23 protein-coding genes and 1 tRNA gene are annotated in these 25,642 nt (G+C 61.8%); 22 read left to right on the top strand and 2 right to left on the bottom strand.

Translation table 11 applies throughout. The features are described from left to right. The 11 genes from VMX79_08095 to VMX79_08045 form a co-directional block, all read left to right on the top strand. Positions 1-244, top strand: a 244-nt coding sequence (locus tag VMX79_08095; protein ID HUV87060.1) for a hypothetical protein, incomplete at its 5' end; no start/stop codon positions are given. Positions 245-265: 21 nt separating this feature from the next. After that, the gene (locus VMX79_08090) at positions 266-640 is read left to right on the top strand and encodes a DUF4870 domain-containing protein (protein HUV87059.1); all 375 of its coding nucleotides are present in this window, start codon (positions 266-268) and stop codon (positions 638-640) included. A gap of 78 nt (positions 641-718) precedes the next feature. After that, positions 719-1,039 (top strand): hypothetical protein, encoded by a 321-nt coding sequence (locus VMX79_08085; GenBank protein ID HUV87058.1) that lies wholly within the window; start codon positions 719-721, stop codon positions 1,037-1,039. 2 nt (positions 1,040-1,041) lie between these two features. Then, positions 1,042-1,368: a hypothetical protein gene (locus VMX79_08080; GenBank protein HUV87057.1), complete on the top strand. Its 327-nt coding sequence runs from the start codon at positions 1,042-1,044 to the stop codon at positions 1,366-1,368. A 104-nt stretch (positions 1,369-1,472) separates the two neighbouring features. Further along, entirely contained in the window at positions 1,473-2,513 is a 1,041-nt protein-coding gene (locus VMX79_08075; GenBank protein HUV87056.1) for a GntG family PLP-dependent aldolase, read from the top strand. Between the two features lie 7 nt (positions 2,514-2,520). Then, positions 2,521-3,660 carry a lipid-A-disaccharide synthase gene (lpxB, locus tag VMX79_08070; GenBank protein HUV87055.1) on the top strand — a complete coding sequence of 380 codons (1,140 nt, stop codon included), beginning with the start codon at positions 2,521-2,523 and terminating at the stop codon, positions 3,658-3,660. Then, positions 3,660-5,471 (top strand): ABC transporter ATP-binding protein, encoded by a 1,812-nt coding sequence (locus VMX79_08065; GenBank protein ID HUV87054.1) that lies wholly within the window; start codon positions 3,660-3,662, stop codon positions 5,469-5,471. The genes lpxB and VMX79_08065 overlap by 1 nt, the downstream gene beginning before the upstream one ends. Continuing rightward, positions 5,472-6,791, top strand: a complete 1,320-nt coding sequence (locus tag VMX79_08060; protein HUV87053.1) for a glycosyltransferase N-terminal domain-containing protein — start codon at positions 5,472-5,474, stop codon at positions 6,789-6,791. Beyond that, positions 6,791-7,906, top strand: coding sequence for a tetraacyldisaccharide 4'-kinase (gene lpxK, locus VMX79_08055; protein HUV87052.1), 1,116 nt, complete (start codon positions 6,791-6,793; stop codon positions 7,904-7,906). Before VMX79_08060 ends, lpxK begins: the two co-directional genes overlap by 1 nt. Further along, positions 7,893-8,804, top strand: a complete 912-nt coding sequence (locus VMX79_08050) for a hypothetical protein (GenBank protein HUV87051.1) — start codon at positions 7,893-7,895, stop codon at positions 8,802-8,804. Before lpxK ends, VMX79_08050 begins: the two co-directional genes overlap by 14 nt. Before the next feature lie 119 nt (positions 8,805-8,923). Then, a complete protein-coding gene (locus VMX79_08045; protein HUV87050.1) occupies positions 8,924-9,520 on the top strand; it encodes a hypothetical protein in 597 nt (198 codons plus the stop codon). A gap of 73 nt (positions 9,521-9,593) precedes the next feature. On the opposite strand, the gene VMX79_08040 is transcribed toward VMX79_08045, so the two are convergent. Then, a tRNA-Glu gene (locus tag VMX79_08040) sits at positions 9,594-9,668 on the bottom strand. Positions 9,669-9,802: 134 nt separating this feature from the next. On the opposite strand from VMX79_08040, the gene VMX79_08035 reads away from it, so the two are divergent. The 10 genes from VMX79_08035 (at position 9,803) to VMX79_07990 (ending at position 22,277) form a co-directional block, all read left to right on the top strand. After that, entirely contained in the window at positions 9,803-10,813 is a 1,011-nt protein-coding gene (locus VMX79_08035; GenBank protein HUV87049.1) for a carboxypeptidase-like regulatory domain-containing protein, read from the top strand. A gap of 248 nt (positions 10,814-11,061) precedes the next feature. Continuing rightward, a complete protein-coding gene (locus VMX79_08030; GenBank protein ID HUV87048.1) occupies positions 11,062-11,676 on the top strand; it encodes an energy transducer TonB in 615 nt (204 codons plus the stop codon). Positions 11,677-11,835: 159 nt separating this feature from the next. After that, positions 11,836-12,567, top strand: coding sequence for an energy transducer TonB (locus tag VMX79_08025; GenBank protein HUV87047.1), 732 nt, complete (start codon positions 11,836-11,838; stop codon positions 12,565-12,567). Between the two features lie 149 nt (positions 12,568-12,716). Then, positions 12,717-13,223, top strand: coding sequence for a hypothetical protein (locus VMX79_08020; protein HUV87046.1), 507 nt, complete (start codon positions 12,717-12,719; stop codon positions 13,221-13,223). Between the two features lie 3 nt (positions 13,224-13,226). Next, positions 13,227-13,649, top strand: a complete 423-nt coding sequence (locus VMX79_08015; protein HUV87045.1) for an energy transducer TonB — start codon at positions 13,227-13,229, stop codon at positions 13,647-13,649. A gap of 24 nt (positions 13,650-13,673) precedes the next feature. Further along, a complete protein-coding gene (locus tag VMX79_08010; protein HUV87044.1) occupies positions 13,674-14,588 on the top strand; it encodes a hypothetical protein in 915 nt (304 codons plus the stop codon). A 100-nt stretch (positions 14,589-14,688) separates the two neighbouring features. Then, positions 14,689-16,728: a hypothetical protein gene (locus VMX79_08005; protein ID HUV87043.1), complete on the top strand. Its 2,040-nt coding sequence runs from the start codon at positions 14,689-14,691 to the stop codon at positions 16,726-16,728. A 160-nt stretch (positions 16,729-16,888) separates the two neighbouring features. Then, positions 16,889-19,147 (top strand): outer membrane protein assembly factor BamA, encoded by a 2,259-nt coding sequence (bamA, locus tag VMX79_08000; GenBank protein HUV87042.1) that lies wholly within the window; start codon positions 16,889-16,891, stop codon positions 19,145-19,147. Between the two features lie 78 nt (positions 19,148-19,225). After that, the gene (locus tag VMX79_07995) at positions 19,226-20,698 is read left to right on the top strand and encodes a hypothetical protein (GenBank protein HUV87041.1); all 1,473 of its coding nucleotides are present in this window, start codon (positions 19,226-19,228) and stop codon (positions 20,696-20,698) included. 76 nt (positions 20,699-20,774) lie between these two features. Then, positions 20,775-22,277: a glycosyltransferase family 39 protein gene (locus tag VMX79_07990; GenBank protein ID HUV87040.1), complete on the top strand. Its 1,503-nt coding sequence runs from the start codon at positions 20,775-20,777 to the stop codon at positions 22,275-22,277. 46 nt (positions 22,278-22,323) lie between these two features. On the opposite strand, the gene thiC is transcribed toward VMX79_07990, so the two are convergent. Continuing rightward, positions 22,324-23,613 carry a phosphomethylpyrimidine synthase ThiC gene (gene thiC / locus VMX79_07985; GenBank protein HUV87039.1) on the bottom strand — a complete coding sequence of 430 codons (1,290 nt, stop codon included), beginning with the start codon at positions 23,611-23,613 and terminating at the stop codon, positions 22,324-22,326. A 206-nt stretch (positions 23,614-23,819) separates the two neighbouring features. On the opposite strand from thiC, the gene VMX79_07980 reads away from it, so the two are divergent. Continuing rightward, the gene (locus VMX79_07980) at positions 23,820-25,487 is read left to right on the top strand and encodes a formate--tetrahydrofolate ligase (GenBank protein ID HUV87038.1); all 1,668 of its coding nucleotides are present in this window, start codon (positions 23,820-23,822) and stop codon (positions 25,485-25,487) included. The last annotated feature ends 155 nt before the right edge of the window (positions 25,488-25,642 follow it).

The raw sequence follows: 25,642 nt of genomic DNA, 5'->3' as shown, positions 1-25,642 counted from the left end.
TTTCCTCGGCCTATTCGCGTATTTTTACGGCCGGGCGGACGTAGCGCGGCACGGCCGCCGTGGCTTCACGATATTCGTTTGGGAAGTCGTCGGGTTCGTTTTATTCGACGTCGTTCGCGTGAAGTTCGGGTGGCCGGCGGTCGTTTTCGTGCCCGTATTGTGTATCGTCGCGGCCTTGAAAATAGTGTTGATAGTACGCGCCGTAGGCGAGCGGCGCGCCGGTTCCGAAAGAATAACGGCTTAACTAATTATCCGGAGGTAAGGCATGACTAACGGCGAAGAACAAAAAGTATTGCCGCCCGAGATAGAGGAAGGCAAAGTAATGGCGGCCATCGGGTACCTGGGCATCCTCTTCCTCATCCCGTTGCTGGCCAAGAAAGAGAACGCGTTCTGCCAATTCCACGGCAAGCAGGGTGCCGTTCTCTTCGGCGTGGAGGTTATCGGCGCCATTGTCCTGATAATACTGAGCGTTGTTCTGGGCTTCCTCCCGTGCGCCGGTTGGGCGATAAGCCTGGTCCTCTGGCTCGCTTTCTGGGTCTGCGCGTTGGGCTTGTCTATTTGGGGCCTCGTGATGGCCCTGAAGGGCGAATACTGGAAGATGCCCGTTATCGCGCCGTTGGCCGGGAAGTTAAATTTCTAACAATCGCTCGACGTTATTATACGCTTAACGTCGCGGCGACGGAATAAAAGTGCGTTTTCCGTGAGGAGGTAATCCGTCATGGTGGAGGCGCCTGCGTTGGAGTTTACGCCGGAGGATATCGAGGACGGTAAGGTCTTTTCGGCGATAGGCTACTTGGGAATACTATTCCTCGTACCGTTTTTGGCCAAGCCCGATAATAAATTCTGCCGCGCGCACGCGAAACAAGGGCTGGTATTATTCGTAGCATGGATAATATGCGGCATAATCCCGTTCGTCGGGTGGTTCATAGGTTGGCCCATAATTTTCGTCCTCGCGATAATAGGGCTCGTTAAAGCGGCGCAGGGACAATTCTGGAAGGTCCCGTGGCTCGGCGATATCGCTGCTAAGTTGAACTTTTAACCGTGGGCGACGTCGCGTTCACGCCCGAGGAAGTCGAAGACGGGAAAACGCTCGCGGCGATCGGGTACCTCTGGTTACTGTTCTTCATACCGCTCGTCGTGAAGCCCCGGAACCGCTTTTGCCGCGCCCACGGCAAGCAAGCGATGGTCCTGTTCATCGCCGGCGCGTTAATATCTACGTTTTCTTGTTTCATCAGCCCCTTGTTCGGGGGCGGCCTGTTGGGACTTCTCATCTTCGTCGTCCAAATCGTCGCGCTGGTCAAGACGTTGCAAGGCGAGTTTTGGAAAATCCCCGGCGTATGGGACTTGGCGTCGAGGATTAACCTATAATCGTAAACGCACCAGCAAAAGTAAACCGGCCTTCGGGCCGGTTTTACGCGTTTGTTGCGGCACGTATTTAGATATGGTAGTATCGCATTCGGCGGCTACAGGCGATGGCGAAGACGGTTGACTTACGCAGCGATACGGTTACGATGCCCTCGCCCGCGATGCGGGACGAGATGGCTCGAGCCGAGGTCGGCGACGACGTCTACCGCGAAGACCCGACCGTTAACCGCCTCCAGGAACTTGCGGCCGAGCTGCTGGGTAAGGAAGCCGGCCTCTTTATGCCCTCGGGCACGATGTCGAACCAGGTGGCGCTGAAGACGGCTTGCCGCGGGGCGGAGGCGATTTGCGAGGCCGGCGCGCACACTTTTCATTACGAGATGGCCGCCGCGGCGGCCCGGTGCGGTATCCAACTGGTCCCCGTCGCCGGCGAGCGCGGGGTATTGACGTGGGCCGACATAGAACCCGCCATCCGCCCCGTCGCGGATTACTATCCCCGCACCGGCCTTATATGCCTCGAAAACACGCACAATCGCGCCGGCGGGGTCGTTTTCCCGCTCGAGGTTATGGCCGACGTCGGCGAGAAATGCCGCGCGCGCGGCATCCCGGTCCACCTCGACGGCGCCCGCTTGTGGAACGCGGTCGTCGCTACCGGCGTTCCCTTGTCCGAATACGCCGCCTGCACCGATAGCGTATCGGTATGTTTCTCCAAGGGCCTCGGGGCACCGGTCGGGTCCTGCCTGTGCGGCACGCGCGAGTTCGTCGAAGAGGCGATTATGGTGCGGCGTTCTTTCGGCGGCGCGATGCGACAAGCCGGCGTATTGGCCGCCGCCGCCCTGTACGCCGTCGAACACAACGTGGAGCGCCTGGCCGAGGACCATCGTCGCGCCGGCGCGCTGGCGGAAGGGTTGGCCGGCATGGCCGCCTTCGCCGTCGAGCCGCCGCAAACCAATATCGTGATGGTCGACTGCGCCGACGACGTCGTTGCCGCGCCGGCCTTGGCCGACCTGTTGCAGGAAGACGGCGTGTTGGTCCACGCCGTCGGGCCCCGCCGCATACGCGCCGTAACGCATTTGGATTTGGACGACGCCGACGTCGAGCGCGCCCTACGCGCGTTCGAGGGCGCGGTCGCGAGGTTGCGGCCCAGCTGACGAAGCTATGAAAATATACCTGGCCGCGGGCGAAGAATCCGGCGACCTCCACGGCGCTCATCTCGTGCGGGCCTTCAAGCAACTCGCGCCCGAGCTCGAGCTGGCGGGAATGGCTGGGCCCCGCATGCGCGAGGCCGGCGTCGAGGCCGTGGTCGCGAGCGAAGGCCACGGCGTCGTAGGGTTCGTAGAGGTGCTCGGTCGGCTCGGCCGGTTCCGGCGGGACCTCGACGAGCTGGTGGAGGCGATGGCCGCCGACGGCGACGCGTTGGTCGCCATCGATTACGGCGGCTTCAACGCGCGGCTGGTGGCGCGGGCCAGAAAGGCCGGCCTGAAAACTTTTTATTATATTCCGCCTAAGCTATGGGCGTGGGGCCGGCACCGCGGCAAGCGGTTGGCCCGGGACCTCGAGCTGGTATTGGCGGTTTTCCCGTTCGAGGTCGACTTTTGGCGGGGGGCCGGCGCGGCGGTAAAGTTCGTAGGCCATCCGCTGCTCGACATCACGAAGCCGTCGGCTCGAGACGTCAGGGCGGCGCTGGGCATAGCGTACGGCGAGAAGTTGTTGTTGGTCCTTCCGGGCAGCCGCCGCCAGGAGATCGCGGCCCTTTGGCCGCCGGTGGCCGAGGCGCTGCCGCGAATAATGAAACGCGTGCCCGGCGTTAAGCCGGTAGTCGTGCCGGCGCGTTCGCTGGGCGCGGATATATTGACGGCGTACGCGCCGCTGCCGGCGGGCGTGCGGACGACGGACGAGGCGGTCGTCGACCTGATGGCCGCGGCGGACGCGGCCGTGGTAGCCTCCGGCACCGCTTCCCTGGAGCTCGCCATTCTGGGCACGCCGGCCGTGATACTGTACAAAGTTAATCGCCTAACGTGGGAGCTGGGCCGGCGCCTCGTGTACGTAACGCACCTCGGGTTGCCGAATATAATCGCCGGGAGGCCGATAGTCCCGGAGCTACTGCAGGGAGACGTCAAGGCCGACTTGATCGTGGAAGAGACGACCAGGATTTTAACCGACGAATCGCTGCGCGAACGGATCGCGGCGGATTACGTCGCCGTTCGCGAGGCGTTGCGGCCGCCGTCCTCGCTATCGGGGGATGGAGCCGGCGCGCCGGCGTGCGCCGCGCGTTTCGTATTGGACGCTATCTCGTAATGGCGGACGATTCTCAACCGAAGCAACCTCGCAAGCCGGGCGTCGCTCGCCGGCTGTTCGCGGCCGCGGCGCGGCATTGGCACCTCTTGCTGGTGGGGATGGTCGCTTCCGCGCTGGCCTCTTCTTTCGAGGCCTCGCTGCCCATTATTATCGGCCAGGTCATAGACGTACTGGCGGGTAAAAAAGACCAGTTGTTGTTTAACCTCTTGCTGCTCGGTTTCGAAAAGCCGCGCCTGGTCGTCGTGAACTTCTTGCCGATGTGGGTCCTGGTCGTTATCCTCTTATCGGGCGCGTTCATATTCCTGAGGTCGTACCTTATCTCGTACGCCGGCCAACGCGTCGTCTTCAACATCCGGGAGAAGGTTTTCAACCACCTCGTTATGTTGCCCCTTCGCTTTTACGACCTGCGGCGTTCGGGCGACATCGTCTCGCGCGTCACCAACGACGTCAACGTCCTCCAGGACACGGCGAACGCGCTGAAGGACATCACCTCCGCCTTGACGACGCTCGTCATCGTGCTGGCGGTAATGTTCGCGCGCTCCTGGAAGCTTACGTTGCTGGTTTTGGTAACCTTCCCGGCGCTGGGGTGGATTATCAACAACCTGGGCAGCAAGAGCCGCAAGGCGGGGAAGCGCTTCCAGACCGAGATCGGTTCGTTGACGGCGCTATTGTCCGAGACGCTGCAGAACATCAAATTGATAAAATCCTTCCGGCGTGAGGATTTCGAACGGCTGCGCTTTCTGCGCCGTAACTGGGAGACGTTCAAAGCCTGGATGTACGGCGTTAAAATCGAGTCCATACTCCGGCCGTTGATGGAGGTCGTGAGCGGCCTGGGCATCGCCGGATTCTTCTGGGTCGGTTGCCACCTCGTCCTGTCGGGCCGTATGACCACCGGGACCCTTCTCGGCTTCACCGGCCTGGTCGTCATCCTCTATCAACCGGTGAAGGTGCTCGGCCGGGTGACGGCGCTCGTCCAACGCGCGCTCGCCGCGGCCGGCCGGGTCTACGAAGTGATAGACGAGCCCGAGGAGCGGCGGCTCTGGCGCACCGGCGATTTGAAGCGCCGCGTCGACGGCGCGGTAAGCTTCGACGACGTTTCGTTCACCTACGACGATGAGACGTACGTTCTCGAGGACGTAACGCTCCACGTCCGCCCGAGCGAAGTCATCGCGGTCGTCGGGCCTTCCGGGGCGGGGAAGACGACGCTGGTCAGCCTCATCCCGCGTTTCTACGACTTCACCGGCGGGTCGCTGACGGTAGACGGGTACGACATCCGCGACTACGACCTCGACTCCTTACGCGACCAAATAAGCCTCGTCCCTCAAGAATCGATACTTTTCGCCGATACGGTTTTAAATAATATAAGGTACGGCAAGCTGGACGCCGGGGTCGACGAGGTGCGGGCCGCGGCGCGCGCCGCCAACGCCGACGGCTTCATTATGGGGTTCCTCAAGGGTTACGATTCGTACATCGGCGAGCGGGGCGTTCAGATATCGGGCGGCCAACGGCAGCGCCTCGCCATCGCCCGGGCCCTTATCAAGGACCCCCGCATCCTGATATTGGACGAGGCGACGTCTCACCTCGACGCCGAATCGGAGGCCCTCATCCGCGAGGCGCTGGAGCGGTTGATGGCCGGGCGGACGACCTTCATAGTAGCCCACCGCCTCTCGACGGTGCGCCGCGCCGACCGCATCGTCGTGCTCGACCGGGGACGCGTCGTCGAAGTAGGAAACCACCACGAACTGATAAGGCGAGACGGCGTCTACACCCGTCTCCTGCACGCCCAGCTCGCGGGCGAACGCGAGAGTTAAGTGGCCGGGCTTCGCCAATCATCCGGAGGCGGAGGAAGTACGCGGTGGGGTGGGCGGTTCCGGCTCGCGTTTTTATTTTATAATTTACTGCTTCACGTTTCGTTCGCGCTTCTGTGGTTGCCGGCGTTGGCGCTGCGTGAGTTTCGCGGGAGGTTCTTCAAGCGCCTCGGCTTTCGCATTCCGCGCGTCAACAAGTCCGTTTGGCTTCACGCTCCCTCGGTGGGGGAGGCGCTCGCGGTACGCTCGTTCGTGGAGGAATTCCGGCGCGTTTTTCCCGGCTACGAAATCGTGCTGACCACTTTCACTTCCGGGGGGCGGCAAGTCGCCAAGCAGGTCGCCGCCGACCACCACCTCGCTTTGCCTTTCGACCTTTACCCGAGCGTAGCGGCGACGGTGCGTAACCTCAAGCCGGCGCTCGTCCTGCTGGTGGAAGGCGACTATTGGCCTAACCTGTTGTTCGTATTGGCGCGGCGCGGCGTGCCGGTAGGGGTCGTCAACGGCCGCTTCACGGCGCGTAGTTTGGGGGGGTATCGGCGGGCGAGGTGGCTTTTCGGGCCGCTGTTCCGAAATCTCAAGTTCGTGTGCGCCGCGGAGGAGGAGTATCGCGGCCGCTACGAAGCGATGGGCGTGGACGAAGGTAACGTTGCCGTCACCGGCAACCTGAAGTACGATAATTACGAAACGGCGGCGCGCCCCGACGTCGCCGCGTTGATCGCCGAGGCGTTGGGCAATCCGCGGCGGGACGACGTTTTGGTAGCGGCCAGCACGCACGCCGGCGAAGAGGAAATGGTTTCGGACGTCTACCTTCGTTTGCGCGAGGAAAGGGAGAACCTGAAACTGTTCGTAGCGCCGCGCTACCCGGCACGAGCCGGCGAGGTTGCGGCGCTGCTCGCGCGCAAGGGTATTGACGCCGCTCGCAGGACACAGCTACCGGCCGGGGGCCCGGCGGACGCCGTCGTGCTCGATACGCTGGGCGAGCTGGGAGGGTTATATCCATTGGGCGCGGTGGCGATTATAGGCGGGTCGTTCGTTCCGCGCGGCGGCCAAAATATGATGGAGGCGGCGTACCACGGGTGCGTTACGTTGTGGGGGCCGCACGTCGAGAACTTCCCGCTCGAGACCGCGCGGCTCGCGGGGCGGGGCGGCGTCCGGGTCCGGGACGAGGCGGAGCTGATGAAGGCTTTGAAGGATATCTATGCCAACGCGCAGGTGCGCGGCGTGCTCGGCGACGAGGCGGCCGCGGTGGCGCGCGAGATGATGGGTGCGTCGAAGAGGTCGATTGCCGTGATACGGCGTTACCTGGAGGGTTCGCAGTCGTAATGGCCCGGGCGCCGGCTCTCTACGAGACGCACCGCGCTTTGACGCGCAACGTACTAGCGAGGTTTTTACTCAGGCCGCCGGCGTGGGTCTGGCAGGGGGTCGCGGCGGCGCGTCGTTTCTTATATCGTAAGAACGTGTTCAACGTACGCAGGTTGTCCCGGCCCGTCGTCGGCGTCGGCAACCTCGCCCTGGGCGGCGCGGGCAAAACTCCCTTCGTAATATTCCTCGCTCAATACCTCATCAACCACGGCGCCGACGTGGCCATCGTCGCGCGCGGGTACGGCCGAGACGCGAAGGGGCGGGTCGTCGTTCGCCGCGGCGGCGACGTTATCAAGGTTGGGGAGAGCAGGGTGGGTGACGAGGCGCTAATGACGGCGCGCGCCCTCCCCCAGGCTACGGTTATCGTGGACGAGGACCGCGCGGACGCCGCGGAGTGGGCGATTAAGACCTTCGGCGCCCAGATAATCCTCCTCGACGACGCGTTCCAGAACCGGGGCGTTAGGAAGGATTTGAATTTCCTTTTGCTCGAGGCGAGGCGGCCCCCCGGGCCGACCTTTCCGGCCGGCTATTATCGGGAAGGGCCCGCCGCGGCGGCCGAGGCGGACCTCATCGTATTCACCAAATGCCGCGAGGGGGACTACCGAGACCGTTGGCGTAAATTGTTGAACAGATTAGGCGTAACCGCGCCCCAGGTGGAAGTACAATTCTCGCCCGCTTACCTTCGGCCTTTGAACCGCGACGAACGCCTTTCGTTAAACAAACTCGAGGGCGCTAAGGTCTTGGCCTTCGCCGGCATAGCCGATTTCGAACATTTCGCCGAGGACCTCGCCGAAGCGGGCGCGGTCGTCGCGCGGCGCAGGCCCTTCCCCGACCACCGGCGCTTCACGCACGCCGACCTCGCCGACGCCGAGGGCACGGCGTTGGTGGCGGGGTGCGACTTCCTGGTTACGACCGCCAAGGACGAAGCCCGGCTCGAGGGTTGGCGGCCGTCCGTACTCACGTACGTGCTCGAGCAATCGGTGGAGATACGGTCCAACTTCGACGTGCTCAACGATTTTTTGGACCGGATAATTTCGTCTTTACGGCTTCGGGAAAATCCGGGTGACGAAGGTTAAAAGGTTAAAATACGCGCTCGAGTACGCGTTCGTCGTGTGCACGTACGCGTGGGCCAACTTATTGCCGACGTCGTGGGCGGTGGCGATGGGCGGCCTGGTGGGCCGGCTCGCGTACTTGTTGTGGCGCCGCCGGCGGTACATAGCACAGGCTAACCTCCGGTTCTGTTTCCCGGAGGCGGACGAACGTTGGGTGAAGCGAACGGCCCGGCGGTCTTTCGTCAATTTCGCGAAGGCCATGATCGATTACGGCCGCATCTCCCGGCTGAATCGGCGCAATCTCGAGAAATACCACACGATCGTGAACCGCAAATCGTTCGACGACGCGCGCGCGGCGGGGAAGGGGGCGTTGCTCTTTACGGGTCACTTCGGCTCGTGGGAGCAGACGGGCGCCGCCATCCGCCTTTCGGGATATCCCATCAACTACCTCGTGGGCGAGCAACATAACAAACGCGTCGACGATTTTATGAACGGAATCCGCGCCGGCGCCGGCATCGGCCTTATTCATACCGGCGCAGCGGCGAAGGCGGTATTCAGGGTCCTGAGGGCGAACGGTATGGTAGCGCTCCTCTCGGACCAGGACGCCGGCCCGGACGGCGTCGTAGTTAATTTTTTCGGGCACCGGGCGTCGACGCCCAAAGGCCCGGCGGCTTTCGTCGCGAAGACCGGCGCTACGATTTGCGCGGGTTTCGCGGTCCGGGATTCCAACCGCCACAACACGCTTTATATGCAAGACGCTATCTTTGCAGAGGCGGCGCTGAGCGGCGATGCGGAACGGGATATCGCGAGGATTACGCAGCTATATACCGACCTTGTAGAGAAATACTCCCGCCGATACCCGGACCACTACCACTGGATGCACCGCCGCTTCAAGACTACGCACCCGGAGCTTTACCAATAGTGGAAGAGCGCCGGCTCCCCCGGAGGGAGCGCCCCGTTGGGTCTTGCATTTCGCGACTTTATCTTTTATAATAGAATTCAGGGATGCTAAGGGCGCAACGTTAATCGAGGAGAGCGAAGATGAAGACGTACGTCAGGGTCTTTATGGTAATCGCGGCCGTCGCGGCGCTATGCGTCTCGTGCTCCGGCAAGAAGAAAGTCGTTACGGGGACGCAGTATAAATGCAAAGAGTGCGGTAAAATATACCGCGACGATACGCGCGAGATGGAAGTCGACCGCAACCTTGCCGAACAGCTCGGCGTCGAGGTGGTAGAAGGCTATTGCCCCAAGTGCGGCGACGAAATCGTCGTTATCGAACAAATCCAAAAACAAAAGTGCCCGGTGTGTAGGGCCGACCGCGGCGTTTTAACCAAAGAAATCAAGATCGAGCTGAAATTAGGCGATACGTTGCCCCGGGAAATCGAGGTCGCGGTGACGTGTCCCACCGGCAAATGCGCCCGGGTAGGGCGTTTACACGCGCAGTATAATTGGGATTGGGGTATTTGCGCCGCCATAGCCGGCCAGGAAATAGGCCTCGGCTTCAGCGAGGGGATGGTCCGGGAAGCGTGGGGGCCGCCGAAGCGCGTCGAGAAAGTCGGCAACGCCAAGAGGTGGTACTACGACGCCGGTTACGTAACCATCGGCGCCTCCGGTAAGGTCGTCGATATCAAGCAATAACGAAGCGGCCCGAAAGGCGCCGGTCCTTCGGGGGGCGCCGGAAAACAAAACCCTCCCTGGCGGGAGGGTTTTTTGACCCCGGCGGGATTTGAACCCGCGTCGCCGCCGTGAAAGGGCGGTGTCCTGGGCCAGGCTAGACGACGGGGCCGGGGGACGACGGCGTTTATACCATAAAAACGTACGTTTGTAAAGGTTTACCGCTCCGTCCCGCGTCGGGGCGCGATTTCGCGACGAGACGGATTGACTTCGGGCCGCCGGCCGCGTATAATTACGGGAAACGACGTGCGGTTACGCGATGAAATAATCGTCTTATCGGTGCTGGCCTCGGCGGCGGCCGCTCTAGGCCAATCCGAGCCCGAGCGTTACGCCAGCCGCGAGTTCGGTATCTATTTCGACGTCCCGGCCGGTTGGACGCTCGACCGTAAGCCGACGGACGGCCTCGTGGCGTTGAGCGATTCGCTGGCCCTTTTGAAAATTACGGTCGCGGCGCAAATAATGCCGAAGAAAATCGACGTACGCGAATTCGCGGACCGGCTCGAGCGAGAGCGGGGGCTCGCGGCCAAGGGGGCGGCCGTTGCCGGCCTCGTCGGCGACGCGGCGTTCGCCGAGGCGAAACGCGACGTTTTGAAACCCTTCGCCTACGACGATACCGAAAGGGTCGATAAGGCCCGAGAGAAATACGAAAAGGCCGAAGCCCAAAGGCCGGTCGATTTGGCCGGCGACGAGCGCGGCGAACCGGGCGCGATACCCGACGAACGCCGGTTCTTGGCGGAGATGACCACCAGGCTTTACGAGGCCGAAGGCCGCCCCGTCACGCAATTAATATTTTACGTCATAGGCGGGGGCGTCGGTTATACCGTAACCGTCGCCGCGGCGCGGGACGATTTTTACGCCGCGCTGCCGCTGGGCCACGACGCCGTAGCCGCCATGAAACTCGATAAACTCTCCGGCGGGCGGTACGCCCTCCCCGACGCCAAGGCGGTGGCGGCCGCCAAAAGAGGGATTATAATGGGCAAAGTGCTGAGTAACGGCAGCGCCGTCGGCGGGGCCGCGGTAAATTTATACGCCGACGCCGCCTCCTACGCCAAAGGGGTGCCGTCGCACCGCGCCCGCTCGAACGGTTACGGCGAATATACGATAACGCACCTCGACGCCGGCCGTTATTACCTGCTGGAAGTCTACGGCGTATCCGACGAGGGTGAGCGCGTGCGTTCCGTACAACCGATAACCAATATCGACGTCGTCGAAGGGAGGATAGTCTTCGTAAATATCGAGGTTTCCCGAGTACAATAAAACCGAAACGGCGTTAAAACCCCTTGTACGGCCGGGCGTCTAATCAACGGTGAAGGTGATTGGCGCCCGGCCCGTGCTATGGGCGAATTCGGACGCGGCAGCCGGGAGTTTTTCGGGAGATGCGGAGGTGATACCGTGGCGAAAGACGCGAAGTCGACGAGAGAGAAGTTGAAGCGCCGCCGGTCCGTCATTTATTCCGGTATACGCTCGCGTTCTCGGTAGCGGCGCACTTCGGCGTATGGGCTTTGGTGGGATGGCCCGGCGGCCCCCCGGCCCAACGGGCCGCTTTCGGCTCCCAAGAAGACCGCACGAAGGTCCACGTAACGCTGCCGTACGATAACCTTCCGCCGCCGCCGTCGCTCGAGTACGCCGAGCCGCCGCGTATGCCCGAGGGAATCCCCGGTAAGGGCGACTTGGGCGAAATACCTATGCCGGTGCCCGACAAGTACGCGGAGGCCAATACTATCCCCGACGCCCGCGTCCGTGGCGTCGGCCCGTTCCTAGACCCCGGCAGCCGCTTGACCGTGGAAACGCCGGGCGCGGCCGTAGCGGGGCCCGTGTCGGCATCGCCGGAACGTATAGAAATCGTTCCTACCTCCAAAGCGCCGGCTATAATATACCGGAGCCGCCCGGCGTACCCGGACATTGCCCGCGATTCCCGCGTGGAAGGGGACGTCGTACTCCTGATTTACATAGACGCGCAAGGCGACGTCCGGAACGCCGTCGTCCAATCGTCGCCGGGCCTGCCGGCGTTGGGGGAAGCGGCGACGGAGGCTGCGTATAAGTGCAAGTTCAAGGCCGCGGAACAACAGGGCGTGCCGGTAGGCGTCTGGTACAGCCTGGTAATGCAGTTCCGACTTTAAGAATATCCGGGGAATCGGCTCGAGTATATCCGGGCTATGGAAGGAGTTAAACCGGAAAGGTCGCGGCCGCGTCGAAATAATGAACGGAGGTTTAAACTTGACACGGGTAACGGCTCAGGTTAATATTTACAAGGCTTTTGGATATTAGGAGGCAAGGCCGTGGCGAAGACAACAGAGGATTCTCAGGCGACGTTGAAGCGTAGGCTTTCTGGCGGCCTGTTCCGCTACACTTTTATGGTGTCCGTCGCTTTCCACTTCGGCATTTGGGGCGTCGCGGAAATGCCCAAGGATGTTCTCGGCAAAAGAGGCGACGTTAAGATGGGCGACGGTAAACTGAACTTAAAAGTCGTCAAGAAAACGTACGAAGATCTGCCGCCGCCCCCCTCGATCGAACGGACGGAACCGGCGCAAGCGCCCAAGGGTTTGGAAGCGAAGGGTAGCGTCGGCGAAGTACCGCTTCCGGTTCCCGACGAGTTGGCGGAAGCCGACACCATTTCCGACGCTGTCAGCGGGACCGAGGGCGAAGGGTTCGGCGAGGGTACCGAGATCATAGTCGAGGAAAACATCGAAGTCGAAGACGGCGGGGAGAAGAACCCCTGGGACGAGGTTACGATAATCGAATACTCGGAACCGCCGGTCATCGTTTACGAACAACGACCCGTATACCCGGATATCGCGCGCGATTCCAAGGTCGAGGGCGACGTCGTCTTATTGGTATACATCGACCCCTCGGGTAACGTCCGCAACGCCGTCGTACAATCGTCCCCGGGCCTGCCGGCGCTGGAAGAAGCGGGGAAAAAGGCGGCCATGAAATGCAAGTTTAAACCCGCGAAGCAACAGGGCGTACCGGTAGGGGTTTGGTATAGTATCGTTATGCAGTTCAGGTTATAAAGCGGGGATTCGACGCTTAGGCCGGGGATAACCCCCCGGTTTTTTTTTGGCGTTCGCGGGGGTGCGGCGGCGTCGACCGGCTCCGGCCGTTCTTTTATTTTGACAAAATTCGGCCGGCTATTTATAATACGGCGAAGGGGGCGAGCCTCATGCGTTTAACGGTTTATCTTTGGGCGCTCGTTTTCGCGGGCTTTTCGGCGCTCGCGGCGTCGGGTTTCGCGACCGACCTCGAAGGGTGCGTCGTCGCCCAGTTAGCCTGTCCCGTAAAAGTGACCGAGCTCGTTGCCGTTTACGGCCCCGCGGGTGCGAAGTACAAACCGGCTGACTACGTTAATATAAACCCCGAAGGGACGGCGAAATTATGGGTCTTCGCCGTATTCGAAAACGCGACTGACGACCCTATTACATCTTTTACGTTCGACGTTTTAGTTTGGGACGCTGGGGGAAAAGAGTTGTTCCGGGACGGCGAAGAGTTCCACTTCCCGCTTCGCGGCAACGCCAAGAGTTGGGAGTGGAGTTGGGCCTTCGACGATGCGGCCTCGGCGGCCGAAGTAGTTTTTGTCCCGCGCGTCGTAAACTTCCCGGCCAGCCGGAAATGGGAGGCCGACGAAAAGTTCGTCGAGCTCAAATTGGGCGAGTTGCGTAAGGCGGATTGAGAGGTGCGGTTTCCGCTGAGCCTTATCGCGATATGGCTCGGCGCGGTGGTTGCGCCGTGGGCTGGCGAGCTGCCGGCGCCGTTGGCGGAGGCGATTGAGCTCGGCGATTTCGACCGCCGGCTGGTTGAAATTAACAAACAATTCGATATACCGCCCGTTCCGCTCTCCGAACCGGAAGCGATGTACCCCGAAATAGCCGGCGAGGCCGGTGCTCAAGGGACGGTTAAAGTCGTCCTCCGCATCGACGAGTACGGCGACGTGCGCGACGCGGTAGTAGCGGACTCGCCCGGGTGGCTCGCTCTCGAGGAGGCGGCGCGAAAGGCCGCGTACACGATTCGTTATAAGCCGGCGACGCGTGACGGCGAACCCGCGGCCGTCTGGTACGTGGCGGACATCATCTTTTTTATACCGCCATCCGGCGGTTAGTACCGATAATCCGACCGCGCTTATATGACTACCTCTGCGCTTACTTTACCGCCCGGCATTCCGGAGGAGTATAAAAAAGGCATAGTCGAAGCCTTGGGGCCGTGGGCCGGGGACGAACGCCTCGAGGGTATATTGCTATTGGGTAGAGCTCGGGGTTTTCGATATTACGCGCCGGGAGCGGACGTGGTCGTGGTAACGGCGTCCGGCGACGCGGTAGGCCGCCGGGGGCTGCGCGCGGTCTGCGGAAGAACGTGGCTTCGCGTAAGGGTTACTTCTCGGCGGGTATTCCTTGACGAGTTGACGACCGGCCCGGTAACGCCGTTCAAGCTCGCGCTGAGGGAAGCCTTCGTCGCGCGCGACCGCCGGGGCCGACTCGCCGACGCCCTTCGCGCGCTGGAGCCCGTGCTCAATCACGGTTTGCCGCGGGCGAGGTTGGCCGCGGCGGCGGAGGTCGCGGCCGCTTTACGGAGCTCGGACGTCGCTTTGGCCGCCGCCGGTTCGTACGACGCCGCCGAAGCGCTCGCGCGCGCAACGGTCAAACTCGCCGAGCTCGAGCTTTTAAACGACGGTGTTTGGCCGTCGCTGGAGTGTCCGCTGGCCGCTGCGGCGGGAGGCGATGCCCGCCGGTTGTACGCGTCGATTTGGCGCGCCCGCGACGACGTGAGCAAACTTAACCGGGTTGCGGCGGAAGCCGCCGCTTTGTTTAGACGCTTACTACCCGCGGCGTCGGCGTCGGTCTTCGATTTCCTCATCAAGCGGGGAGGAAGCGCGCTGACGGCGTCCGTAATCGAGGCTCTGGATTTGGGTAACGTGGCCGATATCGATTTGGTGTTGGCGGCACTCGACGCGTACGGTTTGGTAAAAGTAGGGCGCGAGGAGCGGCCGGTGCCGGGGTTAGCGGGTTTAACCTATAGCGAACCGGTGCTGACGTTGCCCTGATGGTTTATAAACTCTTGCTCATCGCGAGCTAATTCGTAGAGGGACAGGTATGGCGTCGAATTTTACTTCGGTTTGTACGAGGGTTATTTCCGCGTCCGTGATGTCCGCTTTAGCGGCGACCGCGGCTTTCGGGGCCCGCGGCGCTTCGCTTACGACGACGCGGCGGCTAACGGTCGAAGTCGACGGAGGTGAGTTCGCCGTTAACCTGAACGACCGGAACGCGACGTTTGCGGTTTCGGCGCCGGCGAGGTCCGTGGTGAAGGTGGAACCCGGCGTAACTATCTCGACGGCGATTTACCCGTCGTTCGCCGCGGCGCCCGGACCTTCTTTACCTTCGCTCGAGCTTATCCGGTGGGGCGGCGTCGTTTTCGAAGAAGGCGCTCTGGCGGCGGTCGAGCTTCAATTGGAAAAGGAGGCCGGCGCGTTGGTTTCCGGCAAGGCGGGGTTTCTGACCGCGCTCGCGCTGAAGTTGAAGGCGGCGTACGAAGCCGAAGACCGTCCGGCCCCCCGCATAGCTTTCGCCGATGCCCAGGCTTTCGTGGGAACCGCCGTAGGGCTGTCCAGGGTCGACGGTAAAGTTCCGCCGGAGCTCGGCCTGGCGAGCGAGGCGGCCGGCAAGGCCGCCCAGGACAAGGAAAGGTTTTTGAAGGAGAACGTTTTGGCGCGGGTCCCAACGGTCCGTTACGGGTGGGGCGAGGATTTGAAGCGGATATACCTTACCGGTCTGTGGTTAAGGCGCGGTTTCGAACGCGCGGACGAGCGGGAGTTTAAAGCGGCCTTGGCGTTGGCGTGGGCCGTCGAGAGCGACGCCGAGTTGGCCCGCCAATACCGGGCGCTTGCCGGATTTTACGACGCGCTCGCCGGGGCGCCGCCGGATAGCGCGTCGGTTGCCGATTATTACGCTCTGTTCGCCGGGAAGGACGCGGTCACGGTCCTCAGTGAACTCGGCACGGTTCGGAAGCTGCAGCTGGACGCCAAAGATAAAGGCGAATTTTTCGTCTTCCTACCGGCGCTGGGCCAGCCGGACGTGGAATTGATACGCCGTTGGGTAGCTCGCGGCGGCGCGCCCGAGGGGGCGTGGGGAGGAGGGTACGCGGCGGCATTAGCCGGCGGGGAAGGAGCCGCTTCCGCGCCGGCGCGCGACGCGCCGTGGTTGGCGTACGTGACGTACGCCTGGGCGGCTTTGGCGGCTCCCGAAGCTACGCCGGAAGCGGCGAAGATGACTTGGGACGATGGTTATAAAAAACGCCTCGGCGAAACGTTCGTTACCTCTTTTGAGCAGGTACGGGGCCGTGCGCCGGCGGCGCCGCCTCCGGCCGCCGGGGGCGAGGGGTTGGCGGTCGACGTCCCGCCGGATTTACGGTTGGAACCTTTACCGGAGTATTACGTACGGCTGGCCCGGGCGTACGCCCGGTTGGGGGATATCCTCGTGGCCGCGCTAACGCCCGACGGTTTGGAAGGCGTGCGGGGGCGGCGCGAACGGGGCGCCGCGGCTGCGGCGTCGGTCGCCGCGGAAGCGGCCGATATCAGCCGGTTGTTTTTCGGTTTGTACTTGCTCTCGTGCGCCGACGTTGGTATAACCCCTTCGTTGAGGTATGGGGAGGTTCCCGACCGTACGGCGGCGGCGACGCAGGCGTACGAGTGGCTTGCGGACTGGCGCGCGGACCCGGATATGGCGACGGACGTGCGCGATGCCTGGCCGCTCGGGCCGGCGGACCCCGCCGACCCCGGCGAGGGGACCGTTTATCGATGCGTTCTCGGCGTGCGCGCCGTAGACGTCGAGGTTAAATACGAGCGGAAGCCGTCGTTCTCCTTGACCGGGACGACGCGGACCGCGGACCTGCACTTCAAACCGGCGAAGTATACGGTTTACGTGCCGGTGGTAGTCGAGGTCGTCGTGCCGGCCGCGAAGCCTTTAACCAGAGCGCAATTCCGAAATATCTGTAACGAGCATAAGACCGAAGGGGCCATCGTCGCTGCTTTGAAAGAGTACGGCAAACCGGAAGAAAAGCCGCCGGAGGAGCCGGTGGCCGGGCCCGAGAAGAAAGTCGATACCGGAATGGTCGTGCTTATCGTCGTATTGGCCTTATTCGCGTTGATAGCGATTATAGCCCTTGCCGCGAGCCGGCAGCGTTACTGAGCGTACTTAATTCCTTCCTCCTTGACTTGCAACGGCGGTTGTGATAGCATTTCGCGCTGGAACGGAGGATTTTCCTCCGCTTTTTTATATCGTGACTTTGTTAAAATACCGTTTCTCCACATCATTAACGTTAATAACGTGCGCCTTGGCTGCTCTGGGCGTGGCTACGTCGGCCTACGCCCAGCGGGCCGGCGAGATCGTAGTAGACGAAGTTAAATTCGAGGGATTGGTGAGCATAGACGACGCAGCCGTTAATTCGGCCATAAGAGTCGGTCCCGGGTTACTCGTTACCGAAGCCGAGCTGAAGACCATAATTCGCGACGACATTAAAAGGATATATCGCCTCGGCTATTTCGACCGGGTGGATGCTTATTACGAAGAGACTTCGCCGGGCCATATCGACGTATTCTTCGATATAAAAGAAAGGCCGCGCGTGACGGAGGTAAACTTCGAAGGGCGCAAGAGAGTAAAAAGGAAAGCGATTCAGGAAGTCGCAAAAGTCGAGGTAGGGGAGCGGCTTTCGCTGTCGCGGTTGAACGCCGACGTCGAGGCGATAAAGAAGCTCTACTTTGAACAGGGGTACCGGTTCGCAGACGTGTCGTACCGTTTGGAAGAGGAGCGGGGCGGCGTTAAGGTAACGTACTCCATAACCGAGGGCCCGAAAGCGGTGATTCGGGGGGTCGTCGTTGAGGGCAATAAGGAACTTTCGGATTGGTACATTTTAAATAAAGTGATGAAGACGAAGGTCGACCGCTTTTACAATACCAAGGTTTTGGACGAGAAGGTGTTGGAGGAAGATTTTCGCCGCATCGAAGAGGCGTACGCGAACCGCGGCTACGTTCGGGCCGAAGTCGTCGACCACGAAGTCGAATATCGGAGGAAGCGCTCGGCGATACACATCATAATTACGGTCGAGGAGGGCAAGTTGTATCGAACGGGTGAGCTGCGTTTCGTGGGCAACGAGAAGTTCGACGACGAGGAGTTACGGGAACGCGTCGATTGGCGCCCGGGCAAACCTTTCTCGGCCAAGAAACTCAACGACGGTACCGACAACGTTAGGTCTCTCTACAAGAATAACGGTTACTTGTTCGCTACCATCGAAGCCGCGGAGGAGATCGACGACGACGCGGGCAACGTGGACGCCGCCATCCGCATTGACGAAGACCGCCCGGCCTACGTGCGCCTGGTCGGCATTTCCGGGAACGTTTCGACGCGGGATAAAGTTATAAGGCGCGAATTGCGGCTCCATCCCGGCGAGATATATAAAGAAAATAAACTTATCCGCACCGTACAGCGGCTTCACAACCTGGGTTATTTCGACGAGATCCGGCCGGATATCCGCGTCGCCGACCGCGAGGCCGGCCTGGTCGACCTCGAGTTAGACATCGTAGAGAAGGCCAATACCGCCAAGGTTAACTTCGGCGCCGGATACAGCACCCTCGACGGCCTCGTCGGAACGTTTAGTCTGTCTTGGGCGAACTTCGACGCGTCGAAACTTCCCCGGATTTGGAAGTGCAAGGGTGCGGGGCAGGAGTTGCGGTTGTCAACGGAATTCGGCCGGCGCCGTACGCAGTATTCGATAGGGTTTACCGAGCCGTACTTGTTCGATACCAAGATCCTGGGTTCTTTTGACCTCTACGACCTGTCGCGTATAAGGCCTTATTACGACGAAAAGCGTTTCGGTTGGAACGTTACGTTCGGCAGGCCGCTGTCGGAGTACGTCCGCGGCCGGACGACGTATAAGTTCGAATCCGTGGAGGTCGTCTCTAATTTCTACGACCCGCAGAGGATACCCGTTTGGGTCGCGAGCGATTTGGGGCGTAAGAATACGTCCTCCGTCTCGTGGGGCGTGGAGCGCGATAGCCGCGACAGCGTATTCTTTCCCCAGGCGGGCTCGGACAACGAGGTTTCGTTGGAGACGGCCGGTTCCGTATTCGGCGGCGACGTTGAATTCTGGCGACTTACGATGGCCTCGAGCTGGTATTTCAAACACGTTTGGGAGACGGTGCTCGCGGTCCGGGCGCGGGGAGGTTATATCGACCGCTACGGCGCAACGAAAACGGTCCCCCTGTACGAGAGATTTTATTTAGGCGGCGCCAATACGGTACGGGGTTACGACGAGTGGGAGGTCGGGCCGCGGGACATCTACGGTAATCCCGAGGGCGGCAAGACGATGTTCTATACGAACTTCGAATACCGCATCCCGATATCGAAGGAGTTCTTTCATTTGATAGCGTTTTGGGATTCCGGTTATTGTTGGCGGGAGTTACGGGATATAAATTTACAAGACCTGCAGTCGGGCGTGGGGGGCGGCATCCGGGTCAATATCCCGATGATGGGCCTTTTAGGTATCGACTACGGTTACGGCCTGGAGGCGCATTCGGGCCAGATACACTTCAACATCGGCAGCATGTTCTAACGTTTCCGGCTTGGGTGCCGGCGTTTCCGTGCGTTCTAAAAATATTTAACCGCGGCTCTTATCGCGCAGGAGGAGGCGTTGCGAGGAGCGGACGGGCGCAGCGTCATATGGAACGTCGTCGGCGCCGGAGCATTAGCGCTAATAGCGGCCGGGTTTTTGGATATTCCGGGGGCGTTGGCGGCTTTTACCCCCCGGGGGGAGCCTACGGGCGCGGCCTTCGTCGTCGCCGGCCAGCTCAGGTGGGGCGCGGGCGTGGCGGCGTCGTTTCTCATTTTACGCGCTGCCGGCCTATTCAAGACTAAGGCCGTACGGAATTTATTACTGCTCTTTGACCGCGGGAACGCCGTGACGTGGGGGTTGGTGGTGCTGGGCGTCGCGTTCGCGCTCCGCCTCGCGTACGCGGCGGCGCTGGCGGAACCGCCTCCCGTATCGGACGAACAATACTACGACGGGCTCGCGAGGAGTTTGGCTGCCGGGAACGGTTATGCGTCGGCGGGCGTACCGACGGCCTATTGGCCCGTCGGTTACCCGGTAGTCCTCGCGACGTCCTATATTATCTTCGGTTACCATTACCTCCCCGTAATAATACTTCAAGCTGCGATAGGGGCGGCGACAGCCGCGGGCGTGTATTTACTTGCGCGCGCGTTGGGCTTGGAGTTATGGGGGCGCGCGGCGGCGTTGTTGCTGGCGTTGTGGCCGAGCCAAATCGCGTACGCTTCCCGGCTCTTCCCGTACGTGATTTTCGGTTTCATTTTCCTCGCGTCGGTTTACGTAATAACGAAGTACAAGGGGTATATCGCGGCGGCAGTAGCGGGGTTACTGGCCGGCGGCGCGGCGTTACTTATGCCTATCGCGCTTCCGTTGCCGGTTTTATTTTTTTTACACGACGTATTGACGCGGCGGGCCGTGCTTCGAGCCGCCGCGCGGGGAGCGCTGGCCGCGGCGGTAGCCGGGGTCGTCGTGGCGCCGTGGGTATGGCGCAATTACCGAGTATTCGGCGAGTTCATACCCGGCGATACCAACGGCGGCGTTACGCTTTGGATGGGTAATAACCCGCGCGCCACCGGTACGTACTTTTTCCCGATCGACCGGAAGAACCCGCTCTTGCTATTCGACGGCGAGCTCGAGCGCGACCGCGAAGGTTACAGGCTGAGTCGGTTTTATATCCGCCATAACGTGCGTCAATTCTTACTGCTTACGGTGCCGAAATTCGTTTACATTTACGGAGCCGACGTCTCGGCTTTTCAATTGGAAGGTTTGCGCAGGGGAGAAGAGCCGCGCGAGACGGCGGTGGGGCTCCGAGGCCGCGTCGCGCAGACCTATTATGCGCTATGCTGCGTTTTATTCGTACTGGGGTTATATCGTCATAGGCGACGGCTGTTTATTATCCGGTCACCGGCCCGGTCGTCTTTGGCGGCGTTGTTACTTTGGCCGGCTTACTTAACCGCGGTGTATCTGGTATTTTTCGGCCAGGACCGATACCACCTGACGATAGTACCGTTTCTCGCGGTGTTGGCGGGCGCGGCCGTTAACCTGAGAGAAGACCCGTAACGGCTCGGTACGCGTCGCGTCGGTCCGTCGCGTTGCGTACGGCCGAACCGCGGCCGGCTTTTGGGGATTCTTCTCGGTGAGCAAAGGTAGTTTACCGGTGGCCCTGCCGAACGAACGATACGCAGAAGAGTTCGATTGGCGCGCCTTGTCGTGCAACGGCATCGGTGCCGCGGCGTTGGCCGTAGTAGCGGCGGGGTGTATAAACATCTCGGCGCTGCTGGGGGCGTTAACGCCGTACGTAGAAACCCCGGGGGAGGTTTCCATAATCGAAGGCCAGGTCCGGTGGGGCGCGGGTGTGGCCGCGGCGTTTTTATTCCTCCGCGGCTTCGGCGTCTTCCGCCTGCCGTGGTTCCGCGGCTTTACGTCGCTTTTAAGCCGGGGCGACTGGAGACGTTGGGCGCTCATTATAGCGGGCGTTGCGCTGGCGCTCCGACTCGGTTACGCCGCGGTCGCGCCGCCCCCGCCCGTTTCGGACGAGATCCACTACGACGTCCTGGCCCGGAGTTTGGCGACCGGCGGAGGGTACATCGAGGACGGCGTCGCCACCGCCTATTGGCCGGTGGGTTACTCCGCTTTGGTCGCGGCCTGCTACGTCGTCTTCGGGTTCCATTATCTCCCGGTGATAATTTTCCAGGCGGTTTTGGGCGCGGCGACCGCTTTATTGACGTGGCGGCTCGCGTCGTTATTTTTTGATGAAAAATCGGCGCGCGCGGCCGGATTGATAGTGGGGGTCCTACCCAGCCAGCTCGCGTACGCGGCGCGGCTTTTTCCCGGGGTGCTCTTCGGCTTCCTGGCCGTCGCCGCGTCGTACGTTATAATAAAATACGGTAGGACCGTAGCCGCCGCCGGTGCGGGGTTATTGACGGGGGCCGGCGCACTCGCGGCGCCGGTGCTTATACCGATGCCCGCCGCCTTTTTAGTAATCGACCTTCTGAGGGGGCGCGGTTGGAGACGGGCGCTAACGCGGGCTTTGGCGGCCGCGGCGGTAACGGCCGCGGTGGTCGCGCCGTGGACGTACCGTAATTGGCGCGTCTTCGGCGCCTTCGTGCCGGTCTCGACGAACGGCGGCGTTATCCTGTGGATGGGGAACAACCCGGGGGCGGACGGTTGTTATACGTTTCCCCTCTCGTCGGTGAATCCGCTTTGGCTGGTGTCGGACGAGATACGGCGGGACCGGTTGGGCCGCGAGTTGGCGTGGGAGTTCGCCCGCCGCAGGCCGGGGGCTTTTCTCAAGCTTATCGTCCCGAAATTCGCCAACCTCTACGCCAGCGACATCTCGGCCTTCCAGTACGGCGCCGCCGTTTACGGCGTAGACGGAACCGCGTCCGCGCGCCGTTTTCCGGCGCGGTTAGCGCAGGGCCTATATGCGTTGCTTTGGCTGGGTTTTATCGTCGGTTTGGTTAAAAGCCGGCGGCGAATTTTAGGCGGCGTCGGGGGCAAATTACCGCTCGCCGCGGCCCTCGTGACGCCGGTTTACCTCACCGTTTTCTACCTCGTCTTCCACGGCTTAGACCGATACCATTATCCAATGTTGCCGTTTATGGCCGTTTTGGCGGCGTACGCGCTGGCAGGCGAATAAAAAACCGGCCCCGAGGCCGGTTTCTTTCGGTCGATTCGCGGGGCCGCTAGTCCGCCAAAGCCTTTTCCGAGAGTTTAATCGCGCACATATTGGAACACATCGTGCACGTATCGGTTTCGACCTGGGGGGCGTTTTCGCGACGCCGGCGGGCCGCCTCGGCCGGGTCGACGGCGAGGTCCGCTTGCCGCTGCCAATCGAAGCTTCTCCGCGCCCGCGACATCTCGAGGTCCCATTCGGCGGCGCCGGTCACGCCCTTCGCGATGTCGCCGGCGTGTGCCGCGATGCGCGAGGCGATTACGCCCAGCCGCACGTCTTCCGGCCCGGGCAGGCTGAGGTGTTCGGCGGGCGTAACGTAACAAAGGAAGTCCACGCCCGCGGCCGCCGCTACCGCGCCGCCGATGGCCGCCGTTATGTGGTCGTAACCCGGCGCCACGTCCGTAACGAGGGGCCCGAGGGTGTAGAAGGGCGCGCCGCCGCTGACGGCCTTTTGCAGTCGGACGTGCTCGGCCACGGCGTTGAGCGGTACGTGGCCCGGGCCTTCAAGCATAACCTGCGCGCCGCGCTGCCGCGAGCGCTTCGCCAGTTCGGCCAGCGTGAGGAGTTCCGTTATCTGGGCGCGGTCGTTCGCGTCGGCCAGGCAGCCGGGGCGAAGGCCGTCGCCGAGCGAGAACGTGAAGTCGTACGCGAGGGCGAGGTCGATAAGCCGGTCGAAAAATTCGAAGAACGGATTTTCGGCCGTACGTCGCGCCATCCACCCGGCCATAAGCGCGCCGCCGCGCGATACGATATCGAGCTCGCGGCCCTGGCTTTTTAGGCGCTCAACCGCGTAGCGCGTAACGCCGGCGTGGAGCGTCATAAAGGAGACGCCGTCGCGGGCGTGTTCCTCAACGACGTCGAACAACTCGTCGACGGGTGTATCTTCGAACTCGCGGCCCGCGTCCTCGGCTCGAGCCGCCACCTCGTACACCGGCACCGTCCCGAGCGGCAGCGACGTCTCGGCTATGATAGCTTTGCGGATGGCGTGGAGGTCGCCGCCGGTGGACAGGTCCATCAACGCGTCGGCGCCCGCCTCCTCGGCGACGCGGGCTTTGCAAAGCTCGAGGGCGACGTCGGCTTGGTCCCGGCTCGAGCCTATGTTGGCGTTGACCTTGGTCCGCAAGCCCCGGCCGATGGCGACGGCGCGGACGCGCTCTTCCAATTTTTTATTGAAGGGAAGGACCGTGACGCCTTCGGCGATGTCGGCGCGGAGCGCTTCGGCGGGAACGTTTTCGTCCGCCGCGGCCCGCGCCATTTCATTAGTTATGCGGCCTTCCGCGGCCGCCTTAAGCTGCGTCATAAAAGAACCATCTCCGTATATAAATTTTATTAAATAATCACTTGAAAGTCAAGGATATTCCCGTTTTGGCCTTTGGCGGCATCGTGAAATCGTGACGGACGATTCCGCATCCCCGAACTTGATTAAGAACGCCGATAACATTATAATCGGACCCGAAGGGATTCGGCCCGCTCGTTATAGTTACGGTTCGTTTTCAAGGAGTCGATATGCCTACCGACCTCGAGATCGCGCGCGCGGCCACGATGAGGCCTATCGCGGACGTGGCCGCCGATTTGGGTTTGACGGAAGACGATATAGAACTCTACGGCCGTTACAAGGCCAAGGTAAAGCTCGACGTCCTCGAGGCGCGGCGGGATAAACTGAGCGACAAGCTGGTCCTCGTCTCGGCCATAACGCCCACGCCGGCGGGCGAGGGCAAGACGACGACGTCGATAGGCCTCGCGATGGGCCTGACGAAGCTCGGCGAGCGCGCCTGCCTGGCGCTCCGCGAGCCCAGCCTGGGGCCGGCGCTGGGGATGAAGGGCGGCGCTACCGGCGGCGGCCGGAGCCAGGTCCTGCCGATGCAGGATATTAACCTGCACTTCACCGGCGACATCCACGCCGTGGGCGCGGCGCACAACCTTCTAGCGGCGATGGTCGATAACCATATCTACCGGCGCCTCGAGCCGATGCTCGACCCGCGGCGCGTCCGGTGGGGGAGGGTGCTCGACGTCAACGACCGCGAACTCCGCGACATCGTCGTCGGCCTGGGCGCGCCCACCGACGGCGTGCCGCACGAGTCCTTTTTTGACATCACCGCCGCTTCCGAGGTTATGGCCATACTTTGTTTGGCCGAAGATTTACGCGACCTCAAACGTCGCCTCGGCAACATCCTCGTCGGCTTCACGTACAAGCGCGAGCCGGTATACGCGCGCGACCTCGGCGCGGCCGGCGCGATGACGGTCTTGCTGCGCGACGCGCTCAAGCCCAACCTCGTCCAGACCATCGAGGGGACGCCGGCCTTCGTTCACGGCGGCCCGTTCGCCAACATCGCCCAGGGGACCAACTCCGTCGTCGCGACGAAGATGGCGCTCGCGTTATCGGATTGGTGCATAACCGAGGCCGGCTTCGGCTTCGACCTGGGCGCGGAAAAATTCTTCGATATAAAGTGCGTATCGGCGGGGCTGGAACCCTGCGCCGTGGTGCTCGTCGCGACGGTGCGCGCCCTCAAGATGCACGGCGGCCGGGATATAGACGAGTTGGCCGAACCCGACCGGGCTGCGGTGGAGCGGGGTCTGCCGAACCTCGTAAAACACCTCGAGAGCATCGGCCATTTTAAAGAGTCGCCCGTCGTTACGATTAACAAGTACGCGAGCGATACGCCGGAGGAAATAGACGTCGTGCGACGGTTCTGCGCTGAACGCGGGACGCCGTTCGCCGTGTGCGACGGTTGGGCGCGGGGAGGCGAGGGCGCGCTCGAGCTCGCGGCGACGGTCCGCGATTCAATCCAGTGCAATACGCCGTTCGAGCCGATGTACGCCCGCGATGACTCGCTCGAGGATAAAATATTCAAGGTGGCGCACAAGGTCTACGGCGCCCAGGCGGTCGACTATTTACCCCAGGCCCGAAAGGATTTGCGGCGGATTCGGAAATTGGGTTACGAGGAGCTCCCGGTGTGCATCGCGAAGACGCAGAAGTCGCTTTCCGACAATCCGAAGCTGCTGGGTAGGCCGGAAGATTTCCTCGTTACCGTGCGCCAAATTATCATTAACGCCGGCGCCGGTTTCCTCGTGCCGCTGACGGGCGACATTATCCGGATGCCGGGCCTGCCCGCCGAGCCGGCGGCTAAGCGGCTCGACGTGGACGAGGAAGGGAATATCGTGGGGTTAGAGTGAGCTTATTTTATGGGAGTTAAAATGCCGCCCTGCGGGCGGCTTTTTTATCGAGGGTTGCGGTTGAAATCGCCGGGTTTTAACCCCTCCCGAAACTTAACGTAATTTATGAGCTCGCGGGCGTAACCCCCCAATATATCAATCCGAAGGGTTCGCCC

It is taken from the genome of bacterium (genome assembly GCA_035529855.1).
Classification (GTDB): domain Bacteria; phylum RBG-13-66-14; class B26-G2; order WVWN01; family WVWN01; genus WVWN01.
This window is presented reverse-complemented; position numbering and strand designations above follow the sequence as displayed.

What these genes read in the sequence shown, in the direction of transcription:
- VMX79_08090 (HUV87059.1), top strand. Translation starts at nt 266, where the DNA reads ATGACTAACGGCGAAGAACAAAAAGTATTGCCGCCCGAGATAGAGGAA.
- VMX79_08085 (HUV87058.1), top strand. Translation starts at nt 719, where the DNA reads ATGGTGGAGGCGCCTGCGTTGGAGTTTACGCCGGAGGATATCGAGGAC.
- VMX79_08075 (HUV87056.1), top strand. Translation starts at nt 1,473, where the DNA reads ATGGCGAAGACGGTTGACTTACGCAGCGATACGGTTACGATGCCCTCG.
- lpxB (HUV87055.1), top strand. Translation starts at nt 2,521, where the DNA reads ATGAAAATATACCTGGCCGCGGGCGAAGAATCCGGCGACCTCCACGGC.
- VMX79_08065 (HUV87054.1), top strand. Translation starts at nt 3,660, where the DNA reads ATGGCGGACGATTCTCAACCGAAGCAACCTCGCAAGCCGGGCGTCGCT.
- lpxK (HUV87052.1), top strand. Translation starts at nt 6,791, where the DNA reads ATGGCCCGGGCGCCGGCTCTCTACGAGACGCACCGCGCTTTGACGCGC.
- VMX79_08045 (HUV87050.1), top strand. Translation starts at nt 8,924, where the DNA reads ATGAAGACGTACGTCAGGGTCTTTATGGTAATCGCGGCCGTCGCGGCG.
- VMX79_08020 (HUV87046.1), top strand. Translation starts at nt 12,717, where the DNA reads ATGCGTTTAACGGTTTATCTTTGGGCGCTCGTTTTCGCGGGCTTTTCG.
- VMX79_08010 (HUV87044.1), top strand. Translation starts at nt 13,674, where the DNA reads ATGACTACCTCTGCGCTTACTTTACCGCCCGGCATTCCGGAGGAGTAT.
- VMX79_08005 (HUV87043.1), top strand. Translation starts at nt 14,689, where the DNA reads ATGTCCGCTTTAGCGGCGACCGCGGCTTTCGGGGCCCGCGGCGCTTCG.
- thiC (HUV87039.1), bottom strand. Translation starts at nt 23,613, where the DNA reads ATGACGCAGCTTAAGGCGGCCGCGGAAGGCCGCATAACTAATGAAATG.
- VMX79_07980 (HUV87038.1), top strand. Translation starts at nt 23,820, where the DNA reads ATGCCTACCGACCTCGAGATCGCGCGCGCGGCCACGATGAGGCCTATC.